Annotated in this window: 11 protein-coding genes and 1 pseudogene; 7 read left to right on the top strand and 5 right to left on the bottom strand. The window is 65.9% G+C overall.

Features of this window, described 5'->3' with window-relative positions; translation table 11 throughout:
* Positions 1-29 precede the first annotated feature (29 nt).
* From M1203_RS36505 to M1203_RS36490, 4 genes are all read left to right on the top strand, one after another.
* A complete protein-coding gene (locus tag M1203_RS36505; RefSeq protein ID WP_249954163.1) occupies positions 30-2,972 on the top strand; it encodes a hypothetical protein in 2,943 nt (980 codons plus the stop codon).
* A 196-nt stretch (positions 2,973-3,168) separates the two neighbouring features.
* On the top strand, positions 3,169-6,279 hold the full coding sequence (locus M1203_RS39365) for an RHS repeat domain-containing protein (protein WP_374404787.1): 3,111 nt from the start codon (positions 3,169-3,171) through the stop codon (positions 6,277-6,279).
* Positions 6,280-7,441: 1,162 nt separating this feature from the next.
* Positions 7,442-7,774, top strand: coding sequence for an HAD family hydrolase (locus M1203_RS36495; RefSeq protein ID WP_249954162.1), 333 nt, complete (start codon positions 7,442-7,444; stop codon positions 7,772-7,774).
* A 208-nt stretch (positions 7,775-7,982) separates the two neighbouring features.
* Positions 7,983-8,918, top strand: a complete 936-nt coding sequence (locus tag M1203_RS36490) for a phosphotransferase (protein ID WP_249954161.1) — start codon at positions 7,983-7,985, stop codon at positions 8,916-8,918.
* A 256-nt stretch (positions 8,919-9,174) separates the two neighbouring features.
* Here the strand turns inward: M1203_RS36490 and M1203_RS36485 are convergent, their stop codons facing one another.
* Entirely contained in the window at positions 9,175-9,660 is a 486-nt protein-coding gene (locus M1203_RS36485) for a hypothetical protein (RefSeq protein WP_249954189.1), read from the bottom strand.
* Between the two features lie 590 nt (positions 9,661-10,250).
* Here M1203_RS36485 and M1203_RS36480 point away from each other — a divergent pair.
* Together M1203_RS36480 and M1203_RS36475 are read left to right on the top strand one after the other, a co-directional pair.
* Positions 10,251-10,649, top strand: a complete 399-nt coding sequence (locus M1203_RS36480; RefSeq protein ID WP_249954160.1) for a hypothetical protein — start codon at positions 10,251-10,253, stop codon at positions 10,647-10,649.
* A gap of 602 nt (positions 10,650-11,251) precedes the next feature.
* The gene (locus M1203_RS36475; protein ID WP_249954159.1) at positions 11,252-11,674 is read left to right on the top strand and encodes a DUF4259 domain-containing protein; all 423 of its coding nucleotides are present in this window, start codon (positions 11,252-11,254) and stop codon (positions 11,672-11,674) included.
* A 723-nt stretch (positions 11,675-12,397) separates the two neighbouring features.
* On the opposite strand, the gene M1203_RS39360 is transcribed toward M1203_RS36475, so the two are convergent.
* Both M1203_RS39360 and M1203_RS39355 read right to left on the bottom strand, forming a co-directional pair.
* Positions 12,398-12,754, bottom strand: coding sequence for a DUF6086 family protein (locus tag M1203_RS39360; protein ID WP_374404786.1), 357 nt, complete (start codon positions 12,752-12,754; stop codon positions 12,398-12,400).
* A gap of 1,048 nt (positions 12,755-13,802) precedes the next feature.
* A complete protein-coding gene (locus M1203_RS39355; RefSeq protein WP_374404785.1) occupies positions 13,803-17,063 on the bottom strand; it encodes a DNRLRE domain-containing protein in 3,261 nt (1,086 codons plus the stop codon).
* Positions 17,064-17,848: 785 nt separating this feature from the next.
* Here M1203_RS39355 and M1203_RS36455 point away from each other — a divergent pair.
* Positions 17,849-18,313, top strand: coding sequence for a CU044_2847 family protein (locus tag M1203_RS36455; protein ID WP_308404960.1), 465 nt, complete (start codon positions 17,849-17,851; stop codon positions 18,311-18,313).
* Positions 18,314-18,670: 357 nt separating this feature from the next.
* Here the strand turns inward: M1203_RS36455 and M1203_RS36445 are convergent.
* Positions 18,671-19,547, bottom strand: a pseudogene (locus tag M1203_RS36445) (IS5 family transposase).
* Positions 19,548-19,686: 139 nt separating this feature from the next.
* Positions 19,687-20,202 (bottom strand): AAA family ATPase, encoded by a 516-nt coding sequence (locus tag M1203_RS36440; RefSeq protein WP_249954158.1) that lies wholly within the window; start codon positions 20,200-20,202, stop codon positions 19,687-19,689.
* Positions 20,203-20,408: the final 206 nt, after the last annotated feature.

Genomic DNA, 20,408 nt, shown 5'->3' with positions numbered 1-20,408 from the left:
TCAACAGACGGGTCCGGGCGGTGCGATGGGTGGCACTGTCCCTCGTGGCCTATCTGGTGGCCGGATTGCTGGGCGCCCCCGTCGCCGCGGCAGCCGAACTGGAGCTGCTGAAGCTCAAGAAGCCCGACCCCGTTCCCACTTCCACGGTCGAGGAACACGCGATCTCCCGGCCGGACCAGACGAAGCGGAACGCCCCGAAAGGCGCGCAGACATCGGCCTGGCCGACGGCAGGCACCACGCAGATGGACGTTCCGCGCACCGGCGCGGCCAAGGGCCGTGCGGGCTCCCTCCCGGTCAAGCTGAGCCGGACGAGTGCAAAGGACACCGCGTCGGCGGGCCCCGCGCGGGCACAGGTCCAGGTGCTGGACCAGAAGACGGCCGCGACACTGGGTGTTGACGGTGTCCTTCTGGCCGTCAGGCCTCTGGAGGGCGAGCAGGGTTCGCTCGACGTGGAGGTCGGCTACAACAGTTTCCGGCAGTCCTTCGGCGGCGACTGGGCCTCGCGCCTGACGGTGCAGCAGCTTCCGGGCTGCGCGCTGACCACGCCGGAAGCCAAGGGGTGCGGTACCGGCAAGGTTCTCGGGACGGTCAATGACACCGAGCGTGGCACCGTGTCCGCTGCGGTGACGCTGGCGGCCGCCGCTCCCGCTGAGACGGGGAAGGCTGCCCCCGTCACCCGGTCCCTTACTCCGGCGCGTTCGGTCACGGGCCTGACCGCCGGTCAGGGATCGGTACTCCTGGCTGTGACCGCGGCAGCGGCTGGTGCGTCAGGTGACTTCAAGGCCACCCCGCTTGCTCCGTCCGGATCCTGGTCGGCCGGCGGCAGTAACGGCGGGTTCTCCTGGACGTACGACATCACCGCCCCTGAGGTGCCGGGCGGGGCGCGGCCGGATATTTCGCTGGGGTACTCCTCGCAGTCGGTGGACGGCCGTACGGCGGCCACCAACAACCAGGCCAACTGGATCGGCGACGGCTGGTCCATGGAGCCCGGATTCATCGAGCGCCGCTACATCCCCTGCACGGACGACACGAAGGACAGCAACGCCACCGGCAAGGTCGGCGACCAGTGCTGGAAGAAGGACAACGCCGTCCTGAACCTGGGCGGAAAGACCACCGTCCTGGTCAAGGACGACTCCGTCAAGGACGATCCGGAGGGCGAATGGAGCCTGGAGGGTGATGACGGCACCAAGGCCGTCAAGCTCACCAGTTCCAACCGGGGCAACGGGGACGACAACGGCGAGTACTGGCGTGTGACGACTCCCGACGGCACCCGCTACTACTTCGGCTACAACCGGCTGCCCGGCTGGGTGGAGGGCAAGCCGGAGACCAACTCCACCTGGACCGTGCCGGTTTTCGGCAACCAGGCCGGGGAACCCTGCCACGCCGCCGCGTTCAAGGACTCCTGGTGCCAGCAGGCCTGGCGCTGGAACCTCGACTATGTCGTGGACCCTCACTCCGACGCCATGGCCTACTACTGGGAGAAGGAAACCAACTCCTACGGCCGCAACGTCAACGACACCACCGGTGAGGCCACGGCCACCGAGTACATCCGGGGCGGCTACCTCAAGCGCATCGAGTACGGCCTGCGTTCCAACACCATGTACGGCAAACAGGCCGCCGGGAAAATCGACTTCACCGTCTCCGAGCGCTGCCTGAGCAGTTGCGGCACTTTCGACAAGGCCAACGCCGGCAACTGGCCCGATGTGCCCTTCGACCAGTACTGCGCCGCCGGCACCGAGTGCAAGGACAATTACTCGCCGTCCTACTGGACCCGCAAGCGGCTCACCCAGATCGACACCTCGGTCCTGACCGGCGGCGCCTACCAGCCGGTCGACACCTGGAAGCTCGACCACGACTTCCCTGCCACCGGTGACGGTACCGACCCCGCGCTGTGGCTGAAGTCGGTCACCCACACCGGCCACACCGGAACCGGCGACGTCACGATGCCCGCGGTCACCTTCAAGGGACAGCAACTGGCCAACCGCGTCGAAGGCGCCACCACCCGCGACGGCAGCGCCGACCCGGTACCCCCGCTGGTGCGCTACCGCGTCTACGGCATCGACACCGAGACCGGCGGCACCATCGGCGTCACCTACTCGGACCCCGACTGCAAAGCCGGCGACGTCCCCTCCCCCGCTTCGAACATCCGCCGCTGCTACCCCGTCATGTGGTCACCGCCGGACGCACCGGCAGCCGGCTACGAGCCCCACCTCGACTGGTTCCACTCCTACGTGGTCACCCGGGTTCTGGAGTCCGACAACACCGGCGGAGCACCGGTCAAGCAGACCGACTACACCTACCTCGACGGACTGGCCTGGGCCAAGTCCAGGGACGATGAGTTCACCAAGGCCAAGCACCTCACCTACGACGACCGCAAGGGCTACGGGCGCCTCCAGGTGCGCACCGGCGCGGGCGCCGACAAGCAGACGCTGAAGGAGTACCGGCCGCGGCATCGACGGCGCCCAGGTCAAGGACCAGGAGGGTGTCGCCGTCACCGACCGTGCGCCGTTCGCCGGGATGACCCGGGAAGAGGCGACGTTCGACGGGGACGGCGGCAAGCTGATCACCGCGACAAGCTACGAACCGTGGATGTCCGCGGCCACCGCGACCGAGTCCCGGCCCGAGGGACTGCCCGCGGTGAAGGCCTACGCCACCGCAATCGCCTCGGAGAAGACCCGTACCGCGGTGGACGCCGGCTGGCGGACCACGAAGACGGACCGCACCTTCGACACCGACGGCCAGGTCCTCACCGAGTCCCGGCTCGGCGACACCGCCAAGGCCGGCGACGAGGAATGCACCACCACCAGCTACGCGCAGAACACCGAGAAGAACCTCCTGACGCTGCCGTCCGAGATCAAGACCGTCGCGAAAGCCTGCGGCACCACACCGTCCCTGCCCGCCGACCTGATCTCGCTGGCCCGGTACTACTACGACGGCGCCACCAGCCACACCACCCCTCCCGCCAAGGGTGACGAGACACGTCTCGAAGAGCAGGACGCGGCGGGCACCGGCTACCTGACCACCGCCACCACCACATACGACCAGCACGGGCGGGAACTCACCACCGCCGACGCCGACGGCAACACGACCACCACCGCCTACACCCCGGCCACCATCGAGCCCCCGGCGTCGAAGACCGAGACCAACGCCCTCGGTCACACGCTGACGGTGGAGTACGACCCCGCGCGGGGGGTCGCCACCGCCAACGTGGACGCCAACGGCAAACGGACCGACGCCGTCCACGACGGCCTCGGCCGGGTACTGAAGGTGTGGAACCCCGGCTGGCCCAAGGCCGACCACGCCACCCAGCCGTCCGCCGAGTTCGCCTACACGATCTCCAAGACCGCCGCCAACTCCGTAGCGACCAAGACCCTGGAGTACGACGGCTCCTACGCCACGTCCTACACGCTCTACGACGGACTTCTGCGCGAGAGGGAAACCCAGTCTCCGGCCATCGGCACCAAGGACCGCGTCATCACCGAGACGCTGTACGACACTCGCGGCTTCACCTGGAAGACCTACTCCCCCTACTACGCCACCGGCGCACCCTCGAAAACCCTGGTGACCGGCGCGGACAACAAGGTCCCCGCCGCCACCGAAAGCCTCTACGACGGTGCCGGCCGCATCACCGCCGCGCTCTCCCGCACCTTCGGTGACGAGAAGTGGCGCACCAGCAGCGTCTACGAAGGCGACCGGACCACGGTGATACCGCCCAAGGGCGGCACCGCGACCACGGTCATCACCGACGCCCGCGGCCGTACCACCGAACGCCTCGAATACACCAACACGCAGCGCACCGCGTTCCAGAAGACCAGCTACACCTACGGCAAGTACAACGAGCCGACCGCGGTCACCGACCCGGCCGGCAACACCTGGGCCTACACCTTCGACAGCCGCGGCCAGCAGACCAAGACCGACGACCCCGACAAGGGCGCCACGACCACGGTCTACGACAAGCTCGGGCAGGCCGTCTCGACCACCGACGCCCGTGGCATCACCCTGACCACCGGTTACGACCCGCTGGGCCGCCAGGTGGACGTCAAGCAGGGCAGCACGGTTCTGGCGAAGTGGACCTACGACACCGTCGCCAAGGGCCAGCCGGCCACCAGCAGCCGATTCATCGCCGGCAAGGAGTACCGCACGGCCGCGGACTCCTACAACGACAGCTACGAGCCCCTCTCCAGCACCGTCACCGTCCCCGCCGAAGCCGGAACGCTCGCAGGGACCTACACGTGGACCTTCGGCTACAACACCTACACCGGCCAGCAGGAGTGGATCAAGCACCCGGCCGTGGGTGACCTGCCGAGCGAACGCCAGACCACCATCTACAGCGAGGGCAACCTCCCCCAGAAGACCACCGCCGGATCCATCACGCTGGTCAACTCCACAGCCCACGACGTGTTCTCACGCCCCGTACGCACCGAATACGGAACACTCGGCAAGAAGGTCTACAAGTCCCAGGTCTACGACGAGCACACCGGACTCATGACCCGGCAGACCACCGACCGTGACCTCGCCCCGCAGCGCATCGACGACACCGCGTACGCCTACGACCCCGCCGGCAACATCACCGGCATCACCACCGCCAGCGGCCAGGACACCGCCAGGACCGTCGACAACCAGTGCTTCACCACCGACCTCCTGGGCCGACTCGGCGAAGCATGGACCACCAAGACCAACTGCGACACGGCCCCCACGACGACCACCGTCGGCGGACCCGACGCCTACTGGCAGACCTACAGCTACGACACCCTCGGCAACCGCACCAAGCTCGTCGAACACGCCACCAGCGCGCAGACCGGCACGGACGCCACCACCACGTACACGCATCCCGCGGCCAAGGCCGGGCTCCCGCACGCCGTACAGCAGGCCAGCGTCCAGGGCGGCGCCAACAACGGACAGACGAGCACCTTCACCTACGACAAGGCCGGCAACACCACCCAACGCGCCATCGGAACCCGGACCCAGAACCTGACCTGGGACCCCGAAGGCCACCTCGCCACCCTCACCGAAGCCGGCAAGACCACCAGCTACCTCTACGACGCCGACGGCAACCGCATGATCACCAAAGACGCCGACGGCAGCCAGACCCTCACCCTCCCCGGCGGCAACGAACTCAAAGCCACCAGCACGGGCACCAAACAGGCCGTCCGCTACTACACCCACGGCAACGAAACCGTCGCCATACGCACCGGCAACGGCTTCTCCTTCCTCCTCCCCGACCACCAGGGCACCGCCATGGCGGTAGTCGGCATGACCACCCTCGCCGTCACCCGCCGCAAACAACTCCCCTTCGGCCAGACCCGCACCGAAGAAAGCAACCAGATCCCAGGCACCCGCGGCTTCGTCGGCGGCACCAACGACCCCACCGGCCTCACCCACCTCGGAGCCCGCGAATACGACCCCACCCTCGGCCGCTTCCTCTCCGTCGACCCCGTCATCGATATCAACACCCCCGCCCAGATGAACGCCTACAGCTACGCCCACAACAACCCCATCACCCAGTCCGACCCCACCGGCCTGTGCCCCGCCGACCTCTGCGGCAACGGCTACCCCATCGGCGGCACCGGACAAGTCAAAGGCGACCCCGCCCGCTACGTCAAAAACGCCTCAACCGGCAACCGCTACGAAATCGGCTCCTACATCGGAACCAACGGCAAAGCCATCAGCACACCAGGCAAGAAATCCCCACAAGTAGCCCAAGCCCAAGCCAGAGCCCGAGCAGCCGAACAAGCACAAGCCAAGGACGACAAAGACAAAGCCGACGCAGAACGCCGCAGACAAGACGGGATCTGGGGCAACATCATCAGGGGGAAGTTCGACGCCGCGTGGGAAAACACCCGGGAGAGGTTGGACAATACCTTCGGCAGTAGTGACTGGCGGAATCACTGGCTCGTGGACAAGGGCATAGGATTTGCCGCAATGGCAGGAACTGCAGCCTGCATAGCATCCGTGGCTTGCGGTGCCGGACTGTTTGCCGTCGGTGCGGCAGCGATATTCGCAGCGGGATTGGGAGCTCATTTGTCCGTCTCCTCTGAAGAAGAACGCAGAGAAGGTGCCGGTAAGTTCATGTTGCGAACTGCCGAAGCAGAGGTAAAAGGAATGGCAATGGGCACCCTCTTCGGCAGAGGTATGCTAGGGGCCATACAGAAGGGGGGGAGCTTGTCCATGACGCGATGGGCAGTTAAGGGCGGACACGCCCGGGTGAACAGCATCGTTACCGGTCCAAGACAGGGCGGGCTGCCACTGCTGTGGCGAAACCGCGGCCTCCTCAAGTAATAAGCCCAGTCGAGCTGTCGTGGGAAGAAGTTTTCCACTTCTTCCCACGACAGCTCGGCCGCACAGGTATACGGAGAAGCGTGAACAGAGAATACTGTGCAACTCGCAACCACATCGAAGTAGGAAACAGCAGACTGGGCCCCGCCAGACCGGAACAAGTGGGGGTCTTCTTTGTTCTGCGCGGCTGTCGCTTTGCGCTGACAATATGGCTGACGTTCACACTGCTCATGCAACTCACCGTCGGATGGCAAGGAAGTGCATCCGTGGCCGCATTCTTCCTGATTCTATGCGCCACAATATTCACTTTCAGGGCAATCAAAGGGCACACCATCAAGTGCAGCTCCCTTGGGGCACTCTCGGGCACACTGCGCGTAACGGATCTGATCTCTTAACGGTGGCTCATCCGCGGCAAGCATGTTTTAATCCGAGGATGATAGAGCTAGCCCTGCTGGGGGTCATCGCCTTCGCCACAACGCGGTACATCCACCGAAAGCGGCAAAAATATACCGGTTCCGCAGCACCGGGAGTCGTGAGATTTTCGTGCATGCTGAAGGTTACGGCCAGGACTCCTCAGTGGCTTCGCGGACATCTTTTCATCGATTCCGCTTCGCAAGAACTTTCCTGGCGTCCCTCATCCAAACAGCAGGACGGGTTTTCGCTTCCGACAGGATTGAAAAGAACGGGAGTGAGACGCCCATCAATGCGAGAAGCAATGAGAATTAATCCACTTGCCCGCATTGTCGAATTCCGATCAGACGAGGGTAACGTTCTCCTTGCCATTCTCCCAGATGACCTTGAATCCTTGAATAGGATACTGGACAGTAATTAGGGCCGGGATCGACCATAATTATTCAACGGTTTCCGGATTCACTGGGACGTGGGGTCGGAAATGCACAGCGCACCCCTCGCGGCACATTCGGGTACAGCACCGCATTGCCCATCTGAAGAATTGGCGAACTCCGGCCCGCCAACACGGCCACCGCGAGCACACCGGCGCCGTCGAGGCAATCACGAAACTGTTCTCCCACCAGGAAAGCGTCACCCGAGTGATCCGCCAACGCGAACACCGGCCAATATCGAGGCCTGGGCACCGGCGCGGCCGGAGCCGGTGCCGGTGGGGGTGGGGGTGATGAGGACGGCTTTGGTGCGGACGCGGGCCCGGGTGCCAGCGGCAATGGTGCGGCGGGTGATGTGGGCGGCCTGCCATGGCGGCGAGTTCGGGCGGGACGCACCGCCCAAACCGACCCCGGACGGGCTCACCGCTGCGCTGAAGCGGGTGCACGTCGAACCGGAGTACGTCCTGTTCGTCGGGGACAGCCCCGGCGACATGACCGCGGCCCGCGCCGCCGGAGTCCTCGCCCTCGGCGCCGTCTGGGGCTGGCACCCACCCGCCGCCCTGCGCGCGGCCGGGGCTGATCACCTCCTGCCCGGGCCTACCAGCATCGGGCCGTCCCTGATGGACCACCTGCCCCAATCAACAGCGCGTGCCCCATAACCCCACTACAGTGGAGGGGCGCCCCAGCGGCGCCCCTCTTTCCTTCTGCACCCAGAGGACAAGGCGAATGCGCGTGATGCGGCGCCGAGCACCCGGCGCCGAGCTGGAGAACTGAGGACCCCGCCCCTCAGCCCCTGACTCGCGGCCCAGCTCGGCGCGCACCCCCATCAACCTGCCACCCGTTTCCCGAACCTCTGAGAGCTGCCCCGTGCCTGTCCCGCCCATCAGCGGCCGTCTGCGCTGGACCGACGTCCCCCTGCCGTTGCGTACCCGCCTCGAAGAGGCCCTCGGCGCACCCGTCACCGACGCGGTCACCCCCGCCGGCGGCTTCGGCCACCAGCTCGCCGCCGCCCTCCGCCTGGCCGACGGCCGCCGGGTCTTCGTCAAAGCGGCGCCCGACGACGACCCGCTGACCGCCGCCAACCTCCACGAAGCCACCGTCCTCGACGCACTGCCGACCGGCGCCCCGGCCCCCGACCTGCTGGGCGTCCACCGCGCCGACAGCTGGACCGCCGTCGTCATCGCCCACCTCGACGGCCCCCACCCCGACCTCTCCCCGGCCTCCTCCGACACCGGGCAGACCTGGGCCCTCCTGGATAAACTCACCTCCAGCCCAGCCCCGGCCGCGTACACCACGGCGGTGAGCACCACACCCTCTACGGCGGCGGCCCTCCACGGCTGGGCCGACCTCACCGCCGATCCGCCGCCCGACCTCGCCCCCGACACCCGCGCCCACCTGCCGCAGCTCGCCGAACTGGAAGCCGCCTGGCCGGCCCTCGTCCACGGCGACCGCATCGTCCACGGCGACCTGCGGGCCGACAACATGGTCCGCGACCGGTCCCGCGGCGTCACCTTCGTCGACTGGGCCCACGCCACCACCGGCCCCGCCTGCATCGACGCCGCCTCCCTCGCCGCCCAGCTGGTCCTCGCCGGACACTCGCCCGCAGACATCGCCCGCCTGCTCCGCGACCACCCCGCCACCGCCACCAGCCCCGACACCACCACGTCGTTCCTCGCCGCACTCACCGGCCACTGGCACCGCAACGCCCGCAAACCCGCACCCCCCGGTACCCCCGGACTACGCGCCTACCAGCACCGCGCAGCCGCCGCCGGCCTCGCACTCCTCGGCTACCGGCTGAGCTGAAACACAGCACTGCCTGCCCGCGCCTGACCAGCAAGTTATCGGCGAAGCACATCTTCGCCCCGGTGGTCAGGCCGCCCGAAAGTGAGAAGTGAGAGGGTACTCGCCGTCCGGGGCATCGTCCTTCTGCCTGAACTTGTCCTGCCTTCCAAGCGTGGGTCTGAGGCGGTCATTCGTAAGATCGTCGGGCCCAGGGGTTCCGGGTATGGCTGTGAGCTTGTTTAACGTCCGGCGTCGAACGGCGCTTCCTGCGTGGAGGTCAGTCCCACGCGTTGAAGAGGACTCCGCCCAGCGTGGTGATGCCGTAGAAGCGGACCTCACGCCACTCGCCCTGTGTGAGCACTGCGGTGTCCACCTCGGAGAGCGGTGTGGCGAGTCGTTCGCTGCTCAGGACTGTGAAGCCCGCGTTGGCGAAGGCGTGAGCCCACGGCGGCGGCGCGAGGAAGTCCTCTCCGTACCAGTCCCGCCGTTCCTTGGCGAAGGCGACCCAGGGGTGGTGAGCATGGCACAGGACAACGTTCTCACCTCCGCGTCCGACGACCGTTGCGGTGTGGAAGGTCCGGGGGTACTCCCGTTCCTCCACCTCACCTACTTCGCCACCGGCGACGCGGGCAGCGGCATACAAAGCGGCGCGAAACGCCCGCAGTTCAGTCTCCGGGAGCGGGCTGTCCTTGGGCCGGAAGAAACCTGTCGCCCCCAGCGGCAGCGTGAAGCCACTGTTTCTCCCGTTGGCCACGCCACTCATTCTGCCCGGCGCGAGGCGCATCAGTGGTCATAGGTGTTGAGCGGCCGGTCCATGCTGTGCGTCGCGGTTCGGTGCCCACCTTGTGGTGGGCGGGGCGGGCATACGCCTCGCCGGTGGCGAGGACTCTACCGGTCATGGCGGGTGGCGGGGCGACAGTTCTTCGAGCTGGGCGGCCTGCCTGGTCCGGGGCGGGACGGTTTCGGTGCACCGGCCAGGGAACCGGTCTTCGCACGAAGTCTGGCTGTGGTGGTCCAAGACCGCGGCCGCCCACCCTGGATCGGGCAGCCCGGACCTGCGCCCGCGTCCGTACGCAGAGCGCCGCCACATCCTCTTGGACGTGCTCGCGGACCTCGGCCCGCCAATCGAGCCGGTGTGGTCGACCACCAACCGCAGCGAAGCCCTGCTCTGATACGAGGGGCTGGAAGATACAGGCGTGGGAGGGATCTTGCAGCCAGGGATTGGTATGACCGATTGACCACTATGTCACCAGTCTGCAGCTCTACCTGTCACGACCACCTCTGTCCCAGAGCCCTACGCACGTCACGCCGAATCCCGTAGCAACGCCTGCGTTCGGTCCCTACAGTCGCCGCATGGCCACCAAGGAACAGAGCCCAAGTCAGCCCGACATCACCGTGATGCTCAAAGAGCAAACCAATGCCTGCAAGACAGCACGCGACGCCATCGCCGCCGGCGGCGAGGTCATGCTCTACGACGGACAGCCGCCGCAGTGGATGGTCCTCGGCATCGCTGCGACAAGGCTGAAACGGTCGTTGAAGATCGGCCTGACGACCCTCGGCCTCGACGAGACCGTTGAGATCCTCCGCGCTCGGCACCGCGACGAGCAACTGCGTACCGGCAACATCGTCGCAGCAAACCGATCTTGGTTCTTCACCCTGTACTTCGACTCCACCAGGACCGAGCTCCTGGCGTGCATCGGCGTCAAAAACGAGCGTCACTCGCGGAGGGACGGTCAAAAGCTCCAGCTGTAGAGGCCGCCACCCGTATTCACCGCAGACGCTGCGAGGCGGGCAACACCTTGCAGGACTGCCAGCAGGTCATCGTCGGTCATGTCGTCTCCGTCCTCCGGATCGGAGGCGCGTGGTCCAGCGGCCTGCGAGTTCTTCGAGTTCGGCGGAGCTCGCGTCGGCCAGCGCTCGGGTCAGACGCTTCGGCAGAGCGAACACCTCAACGCCATCGTTCAAGGGGGCCGTGACCCACTCCGGCCACGCCCACCCAAGGAGCTGCTCAACCGGCGGGGCCCCGGCCGAAGGCTCCTGGAAGTACATGTCCCACTCGGCGATGGCACTATCCGGCTCAATGAAACGGCAGGTCACAGACTCAAAGGCTGCACCAGGTCCCCGCAGGCGCGCCGCAGCTGCAGCTTCGCCGTCGGAGGCAAGGAAGAACACTATGTCGTGGGCCACCCGAGCATGATGACAGCCCGCCTTACTGACATGGGTGGCTGACATCGCGGTCCCGTGACCTCTATCTCGACCAGTCACAGGCGGCTGAAATCCCGCTCTGGACTGCACGGCTCCTGTCAGTGGCCTCTGCCAGGATGCCCTGATCAATAACATGATCGGGAGAGGGCATGGGCACTTGGGACGTCGGCCCCTTCGGCAACGACACCGCAGCCGACTTTGGTGGCAATCTCGATGAGGCCGCCGCAGGCGAACATGAGGGCATCGTCCGCAGTGCTCTCATACGCGTGATCGACACCGCCGCTTACCTCGAAGCACCCGAATCTGAGGAAGCCATTACCGCGGCCGCGCTCGTCGCCGCGCAGTGTCCCGGAGGTGAGCCGACCGATCCCGTATATGGGCCGGAAGAACCGCTTCCTGATCTCACTGGCCTGCGCGATCTCGCCCTCCAGTCCCTCGACCGCGTCCTGACCGACCCGTCCGAGCTGATGGATCTGTGGGCCGACGGATGGCGGACCCTGGCGTGCGGGCATCCACCGCCTGCAGGACGCGCTCTGCCACACCCATCGGGAGAACAGCTCAGCCTGAGCTGACCCGCCCCGCACCCGTCCTACCAAAGGTCAATATGAGCTGGGACGTCCATCTCATGCGTCTACCCGCGTACTCGAACACCGGCGAGACGAGGAACGGTATGCCTGCCTCCAGGGCCGCCTCGCGCAGCCACAACCGTGTCCGCCTGGCCCTCTATCTCAGGGACGGGCGAGAACGAACAATGCGCCACCAGGCGTGAGGAACGCGTCCGCCCGCCCCTCATGCCCCGCTCGGCATCGCCTCTCCCGGGCCGACCCCCCGCTCCCGGCCCGGCCTTCTCGGCACCCCGACCGTGCACGCTGCTCAGCGGAGCGGTGAGACGGCGCTGCAATTTGTGCTGTGTCGGGAGTGTCTAATCAGCAGGCGCCACCACCGCGTTCCGATCTCCCTCTGCCGTGCGGCGAGCTGCCTGCTCAGATACCGCAAGGTACGGCTGGGCAGGTCGATCGACGCGGGGTGGACAAGTACACGAAGTTTCTGGCGGCATGGGTGATCTTGGTCGAGAACTCGCCTGCCAGGAGCTTCGTCGTTCCGCACAGGCCGTTGCTTGCCCCAACGTCCCAGCTCCGCCGCCAGGTTGGAAAGGGCTCACGACATCCGGGGGACGAGACGGTGCCATCCCCGCGCTGCGTGACCTTCCCGGGCACGATGCGCTCGGCCATACCAGCTCGGGGCTACTCCGCTGGAACGGAATCCGGCGGAGCAGTCCTTGTTTTGGCTGGGCGTTACCCCATGAGCCTTGCTCGGGCGGGCTTCTCCTCCAAGAAAGCTGCTGCGTGCCGTTGAGTCAGGGTAATCTCACCTCCCGCCCGCTCCAGCAGTACGAGGGAGGTGAGGAGTAGATCGTGGGCGAGTCCGTGGAGCACCTGATTTTGGGTTGAGGAGTACATGCCGTCCAAGGCTTCGACGAAGACCTGGAACGACTCCACTTCCACGTCACAGCCCCCTTGGTCGTTCGGGGTCAGGCCGGACGGTAGCTCCAGGAACTCGGCCGCCCCACGAGTGAGGGCGGCGTATAGCTGTCCAGTGCGAAAGCCTGCGTCCCAGAGCATTTCGCCGCCCACTTCAAAGTGGTAACTCAATCTGCTATCTCCAGTCTGAGGTCGAGCTCAGGATTGTCCCGCCCAAGCTGATCGAAACGTGTCTCGGTTGCCGCCCGGAAACGTGGATCCATGCCGGGTGCATCGCTGTGCGGCCGCACAGCGCGGGCCACTTCGGGGCATCGTAGGTCGTGTCCTTGTACAGATGTTCACGGGGGCCGTCGCCCTTGGCCACCACCGTTTGCACGCACTCCAGGCCCGCGTAGTCAATGTTCTGGGCTGCGTTCAGACCGCCGTAGCCGTAGGGAAGGAAGCCGGTATCGCGCTCGACCGCTCATGGGATCGGGGCCGACACAGCGTTGAGGGAAGAAGGGAATGTGGCAATAGGTCTGACGGCGAAGGCGAAGAGGCAGCCGCCTGACCTCACTGACGAGCCCGTCACCACCTCATCCTGAAATGATCAGTAGGGCACAATGGGCACCGTTACCGTCTGTCGGTGAGAGAGGTGCCAATTGAGTAGGTTGCTGGACGCTTGCGAGACGACAGTCTCCCCGAGTTATCGCCTGTTTGGGCTGGTGGACACAACTGTCGACACATTCACTCCGGATGCAGATCGCTCCAACTGGCTGCTCCCCGCCCCCGGCATGGTGTACCTGCAGGTGCCCTCCGAGGTGATCAACACGTTCATACGTCTGGAATCCTGGTCCACCGCACCTCCGGTTCCTCCTGCCCGGTGGTCTGGTCGCGAAGAGGCAGAGGTGGTACTCCCCGAGGGCGAACTAGGTGTTGCGACGATCGATAACGGGGTGGAGGAAACCGATCTGGTACTGCCTTCACCGGGTACCTACAAAATGCGATGGCAGTGGGTATTCAATCCCGAACGTGGCCCTTTCACCTCTCCTTTGGTAGGCCCTCGAGATCCCTTGACGACACCTGCCGGCCACGAAGCCGAGCTGAATGGAAAGGATCAGTTCTGCCTGGTACAAATCTGGAGAGTCGGCACCGGAGTTGAGATGGCGTAACCGGGCTGCGGGGCCGCCCCTGATGGGACGGCCCCGCATTTTATTCACCTGGACACGAAAAGAATCACTCAGTCTCCAATGGTGACCGTGAAGGCTTCCCAGTTCAGGATCCGGTCGCTGTGGTACCAGGCACCGAGCCGACTGCCCGCTTCCTGGTTCTCCTTCGAGTCGATGTACCGGACCGAGAAGTCATCGCGGTACTCGTCGCCCTCGTACTTGTATCGCGCGGCCCCCTCGGCGGTGGACGCGAAGGGATATTCGTCGCAGTCCTTCCCCTCTGCTGGCCCACCGGGCACCGCAGGGCTGTTGCAGGTGGTAGAGACTGTACTGCGGTTGGCCTCGTAGCGTTCCGCGTACGTAGCCCCCGCTGAACTCGTGATGCGGTGCAACGGCTGCAACGACTCCCCGCCGGGCAGCTTCTTGCCGTTTTTCGTCGGCACGGTGCTGCCCGGGTCCTTGCGCGCCTCGTCGATGTGCCGGGCCACTGCCTCGACTCCGGTGTATGCCACCGGCGGCCCGGCGTGGCTCGTGTCGCTTTTGTCGTAGCGGAAAGAAGGCGTTGCGTCGGGGAAGACGGAACCGACCTTGGCCCAGGGGTTGTAGGCGGCGCTGTCGAAACGGATCTCTCCCTCTTCGCCCTCTGTCGGAATGAACTGGCCATAGCCAGGGAGGGTGAACTCGAAGGTAGGTGTGAACTTACCTACAGCTACCTGCTCACCGCCCTCCACGCTGGGCAAGTGTGGCGTTGATGACCACAAGTCGAATTGCGTGTCACCGTTGATTTGCCACTGAGTGGGAGAGTCTTCACGCTCTTCATGAAGTCCGGAATAGCATGCTTCAGCCTCTTTGGCATCCGCATTCCCGGCATTCCATGACCCTTCGCACGGCAAGGTCGCCTTCAGCTTGGCACCGGGCTTCGCGAACTCCCCGCCCAACCAGTGGACGTCGATGTTCAGATCAAAGTCGGCGTGGCGAGTGTATTCACTGCCGTCCAGACCGCCGATCTTCCCCCTGCCGATCAGGGTGTTCGTCGCGATGAACTCTCCCTGCAGATAGCACCCCGGCGGCCACAGGCCGCACTTGATGGCCGGCATGAGCGTCAGGGTCTCCTGGCAGTAGGAGAACCGGTTCTTGATGTAGCCGACGGCGTTGTCCGAGTCATCGGCGTTGGAGCATTCGTCGACGTCGGCGATGTATTCATACTGATCCGCAGGCTTCCTGCCTCCGGCGAATTTCGTACTGGGCGTGGTGTAACTGCGCTCCCAGACAGCCCTGGTGTTCTTGGCCGCCGGGGCGGAGGGGCCGCGGGTCGGCTTCAGGCCGAGGGCTTCGAGGTTGCCGTCCCTGGCGAAGGTCTCCTGCACCTTGGCCGGGTCGGCAATGATCTTACGATCAGTGATCGTGTAGGAATCGCCCGGCTGGAGCGAGGTGGGCTGCCCGGCGGCAGCCGTTTCGACGACGAACTGCGTCCAGGGTGACCAGTTGAGGTTGTAGTGGGTGCCGTCGTAGGCATTGGTACGGAACTTGTACGTCCTGCCGTCCTTGAGCTGGCCTGCGGGGACGGTGACGGAGGCGGGCTTGCCCTGGTCGACGGTGCCCGACACGAGCAGGCCTTCACCCGCCGGGGTGGTGATGGGGGTGTCGGTGGCGGCGTCGTAGACCTGGAAGGTGCCGCTGACCTTGTCGCCATCTGCGTCGGTGAAGGTGTCCCGCAGCGTGGGGGTCAGTGTGTTGACCCCCCACACGCCCGCGTACGACTTGAACGGCGCGCCGGCCTGGCGGTCCGTGCCGTCCGAGGGACGGTAGTTGTAGGTGACGGACAGCTTGGGCTGATTGGCCGTGTTGTTCCCGGAGTTGACGCGCTTCCACGCCCTGATGTCGTCGGTGGTGGCGCGCAGGCCCATATGGCCGCGGGTGGCCTTCGCGGACGCCCAGGACTGGACGAGGGCGTCGACGTCGGCGTTGATCCAGCCGTCGGGCTGGGCGGCGCAGTCCGGGGAGCCCTTGGTTTCGGTGGAGGAGTGGTACTCCTGGTTCCAGGTGGGCTGGTTTGTCCACCGGGACGAGGTGGATGGAGCGCTGGTGTCCCAGACGGTCCACTTCTGGGCGGTGCAGTCGGTGTTGCCGGAGTGGAAGTTCCACAGCGACAGGTTGGTGTCGACGATCAGCGCGTCCTGGATCGGGGTGGTGTTCCAGGTGATGAAGGAGCGTGCGCTGCGCGGGGTGCCGTCGGGGTTCTTGGTGCCGGGGTTGCCGAGGTCGAGTTCGGTGTCGCTCGACCAGTCGACACTCTCGCCCTGCTGCACGTAGGTGTCGAAGGTGTTCGCCAGCGCGGAGGTCGAGGGGTCGACGGTGACCGGGTACTGGGTGTCCGGGTCGGCGAGGAACGTCGCCGAGGGAGTGACGACCAGGTCGATCTCGCCGGCTCCCTTCTCGATGACCTTCATGCCGACGCGGGCGCGGTTGGTGTGCTCGCCGGAGCGCTTGTCGACGGCGGAGTCCCACATGACGGGGGCGGGCATGGTGGCGCGCCGGGCGCCGGTCCTGGCGTCGGTGAAGGTGACCGAGCCGTCCTTGTTCGCCTTCGCCTTGAGCCCCTTGGCCTTGACCGGGAGCGTGTAGGTGTAGGCGCCGGCGGGCCGCTCGTTGATCTCCACGAACTGCTCGAAGCCGGTACGGGTGGCCTCGACAATCACGTCGGCGCCTGGCACAGCGTTCTTGTAGCGGGCACGGGTGCCGTCCAGTTCGGGCTTCGGCAGGCCTCCCTTCCACTGAAGGGTCACCGCGCTGTCGCCACTGCCCAGGGTGACCAGATCACGGGCGGTGTCCTCCTGCCCGGCGCGCAGCGACTTCGGCAGGGTGCCGCTCCTGCCGCCCAGGCGCAGGCCGCCCGGGTGCGCCCGGGAGACGACGCTTCCGTCGGCGGCTTCGGTGAGAGTGGCGTCGGCCTTCTTCCACACGCCGTTCTTCCAGACGCGCTCCGGGCCGGCGGTGAGCTCGGTGGTGAGGGTGCCGTCCGGATTGGCGACGGTGTACGTGGTGGGAGTCGTCTCGTCCGTTACGACGATCTTCTTCCCGGTCGCCTTCGCCCGGGTGATGGCCCAGGCAATCGAGCCCTTCGTGTGCTCTGCCGCCCAGGCCAGGTCCGACTCCCAGATCTCCTGCCCGGAGGGACCAACTGCCTCGGCCCGCTCGGTCCGCGGCCCGGAAATCGGCGCGGCCGATGCGCTGCCGCCCGCGACAAGCGCGGCCTCGGCCACCAAGAGCAGCGCCGCCCCAGCCGCGAAGCGCGCCCTGCGACGTGACGTCTGTTGTCTGTGTGAAGACACGAAGCGTGTGTCCTTCCCTGTAGAGAAATGCGACACGCGTACGAAATACGAGTCACGAGCGCAGGACACTACGCAGAAGCAACAGACAGGTACAGGTAGTTATCGGCCGTGGCTCACAACCGCTTGAGCGGGCCCGCGAGTTGAAGCGGAACCCTGCGGTCAAACGCGTAAATGATCACATCAGCCGTCCCACACGCTCAGGCGGAACGCCGCACCGCAGGACCATGGAGTCTGCTGACGCCAGACACCGGGAGGCGGTGGCTTCCGGCACGGCCGCAGCGAGTACACGTTGCGCCGCGACTCCGTTTCCACCGCCTCCCGGCGCGCGATCAGCGCCATGACGATGCAGTCCTTCCCCGGCCCCGCCGCCTCACGCAGTTGCTGCGCCCGGCGGAACCCGGAAGATCGTCCTGCGCGACCGGCTCCAACAGCGCATCGGCCGCACTGCACAGTCAGGCCGTCACTGGCCGGACTGCGACAGGCCGTCCACGAGCCGGTTCAGGATGTCCAGGCCCCTCAGACTGAACGGGTCAGAACGAGCGTCAGCGTGATCATTCTGCTCGCCGGACCGGGCCGGCTCCGCAGTCGCAAGGTCACTGCGGGGACATCGCCCGCCGCGGACCATGGATACGGATCTGCCCGGAGCGGTGAGGGCGGCGCCGGGAGCACCTTTGTCACTTTCGCCACTTGCCCGTCCCGCAGCAGTTGGTACATCGGCTGTGGCTGGATGCCCACAACTCCGCTGAGCACAGCGGCTATTGACTTCGCTACAGTTCTTCCCCCGGGTGCTGGAGGTTGCAGTGAGCGAACGCCCTGTCCACACGGTCGAGGTGCCGTTGAGGGACGGCAGTGACGAAGCGATCCGTGTTCAGATCCGTGAGGTGGACGAAACCCTCGTCCGAGTCGGGCGCGGAGGGCGCTCCGTAGCCCGGGCGGAGCGGTCGTTCGGACAGATGCTGGACACCGTACGGCCGGTGGCGGAGAGTTTCGTGGGCAGGTTCCGGGGGATGGCCAACGCGCCGGGTGGGGCAGCAGGCGTGGAAGACCGCCTACTCATGCACGAACGTCGCTATTGGGAACAGAGCGCTGCCAGCCGCGGCCTGAGCCCGGCCCTGACCACCGAGACTCTCGACGACGCTTTGGCCGCCGCCAGCCGATCCGGGTGCAGGCCGCCCCATGGGCTTGATCCAGTCGGTGGATACAGGGCGGCAATCCAGGCGCGGACGGCATTGCGGCGATCACGCGGCTGATCGGCCAACAGCACGGCCGTGCCGCGCCGGGCAACGACGTGAGCCGCCCAGCCATCAGACCTTTTGCCGCCCTCGAAATCTCAACGCGCTAACTTGACATGGAATGAGAACGCCCAGGTGGCCGCCGCCTGGAATCGGATCCGCAGCTCGCGCGCCGTCTCGTGCCAGCGCAACACCGCCGAACGCTGCTTCCAGAAGATCAAGACCTGGCGCGGCCCTGGCCACCCGCTACGACAAAGCTCCCGACAGCTACAAGGCCGGACTCCACCTCCGCGGATCGATCATGTGGCTGAAGCTCCTCACTTCAACCACATGATCTGAACCTCGAACAGCCCCTAAGGCGTGTTTGAGATGTAGTCACAGCGTTTGCCGTATCAGGACGAGTTGGATGGTGGCCTCGTAGCGGACGGCAAGCTTGTCGTACCGGGTTGCGACGCCTCTGGCCTGCTTCAGCAAGGCGATCCGGTTCTCGATCTTGTGCCTGCGCTCGTACTTTTCGCGGTTGAAGCCCGGTGGGCGCCCGCCTGCCGATCCTCGGCGCCGGCGGTGGCCTGCCTGGTCACGCTTCTCCGGGATGGTGTGCGGAATCTGCCGTCGACGCAGGTAATCGCGGATCTCGCGGGAGGAGTACGCGCGGTCCGCGAGCACATGAATGGGCCGGGTGCGCGGGCGGCGCCCGCCGATACGCGGACTCGGATGCGATCCATCACCTCGGTGAACAGCGGAGCGTCACCCCGCTGGCCAGCGGTGACAGCCGTAGCCAGTACGTGGAAGGAGGAGTCGACCGCGAGATGGATCTTTGTCGTCAGGCCGCCCCGCGAGCGGCCAATCGCATGGTCGTCCGGCTCGGCGGACAGGCCGTTCTGGTCCGTCCGGCCCGGATCGTGGTCCCCCTTTTCCGGGCTCCGGCGGCGTGCTGGTGGGCCCGACAAACAGTGGAGTCGACGGAGACCTCCCACTCGATGTGTCCGGCGGCATCGGTCTTGGCCTGAAGCTTCTCCAGAATGCGGGCCCAGGTCCCGTTGATCTGCCAGCGCCGGAACACCGAGTACGCCGTCTCCCACGGGCTATATCGTGAGGGAAGATCCCGCCAGGGAGAGCCGGTCCTTGCCCGCCACCAGATTCCATTGAAGATCTGCCGCCGGTCCCGAGGCTTGCGCCCCATTACCGGTGACGGAGGCAGCACCGCCTCCAGTCGCGCCCACTGTTCGTCTGTCAGATCTCCACGAGCCACCCGAAGATCGTTCCACAACGAAGTTCAACGCCCCGAACACGTCTTGGGGTCAGGAGCCTCCGACCGGGAGGCGAACGCGGTCAGTGCGGCTGCGTGTTGGCAGGTGAGGCTGATCCGCTCGTCGGTCCCGCCAGCCGACCTACAGACTTTCCATGATGATCTCCGCGACGTCGGATGGAACGACATCGGTGGTGTCGATTACCTGGGCTTCCCGACGGAGCCAGGACAGGGCGCGCTGATACTCGCCCAGGTGATCAAGGCGCCATTGACGAGCACTGATGCTCTCAGGCTTGATGTCGGTCTCGATACGCCTCACCAGCGTGTCCTGGTCCGTGTCCAGCAAGAAGTGGTGCACGGGAACTCCGGCTTCCATCAAACCACCACGAATCTCCTGCCAGTACTGCTCGACCAGTACTGTCTGGGTGACCACCAGGGTGCCGCCCACGTAGTCGAGAACCTGCCGTGCGGTTTCCACCACCAGCCCTCGCCACGGCGGGAAATCCTGGAAGTCACGTTCGGGGACTCCGAGCACGTGCCAGGGCATCTCCCCGACCTTCTCGGCATCGAAGAGCCTGGAGTCAGGAATGCGGGAGGTCAGTTCCTTGGCGGTCGTGGTCTTGCCCGCACCGAAGGTGCCATTCAGCCAGATGATCATGCATCCAACCCTACGCGGATAGCCCCGCCCAGCAGGTGGATTCCTGTTATCCCTTCACGCAGCCCAGTACCGAACCCGTGCTACCGCCGGCTCATTTTAAACACGCCCTAGTGCCGCATCAACCAACGTTCGCCCTGTTGTCAGCTGGAGGCGACAGCTCGTGTTGAGTGACGCGGTTACTCGGCGTCGAGCTGGTGGTCGGCCCA

Source organism: Streptomyces sp. 35G-GA-8 (assembly GCF_023534745.1).
Taxonomy (GTDB): Bacteria; Actinomycetota; Actinomycetes; order Streptomycetales; family Streptomycetaceae; genus Streptomyces.
The sequence above is the reverse complement of the archived record's forward strand: the minus strand, read 5'-3'. Positions and strand labels throughout refer to the sequence as shown.

Bases quoted from the DNA above. Each gene is read 5' to 3' on its own strand.
- M1203_RS36475 (WP_249954159.1), top strand. From the start codon at position 11,252: ATGGGCACTTGGGACGTCGGCCCCTTCGGCAACGACACCGCAGCCGAC.
- M1203_RS36440 (WP_249954158.1), bottom strand. From the start codon at position 20,202: ATGATCATCTGGCTGAATGGCACCTTCGGTGCGGGCAAGACCACGACC.
- M1203_RS36480 (WP_249954160.1), top strand. From the start codon at position 10,251: ATGGCCACCAAGGAACAGAGCCCAAGTCAGCCCGACATCACCGTGATG.
- M1203_RS36485 (WP_249954189.1), bottom strand. From the start codon at position 9,660: ATGAGTGGCGTGGCCAACGGGAGAAACAGTGGCTTCACGCTGCCGCTG.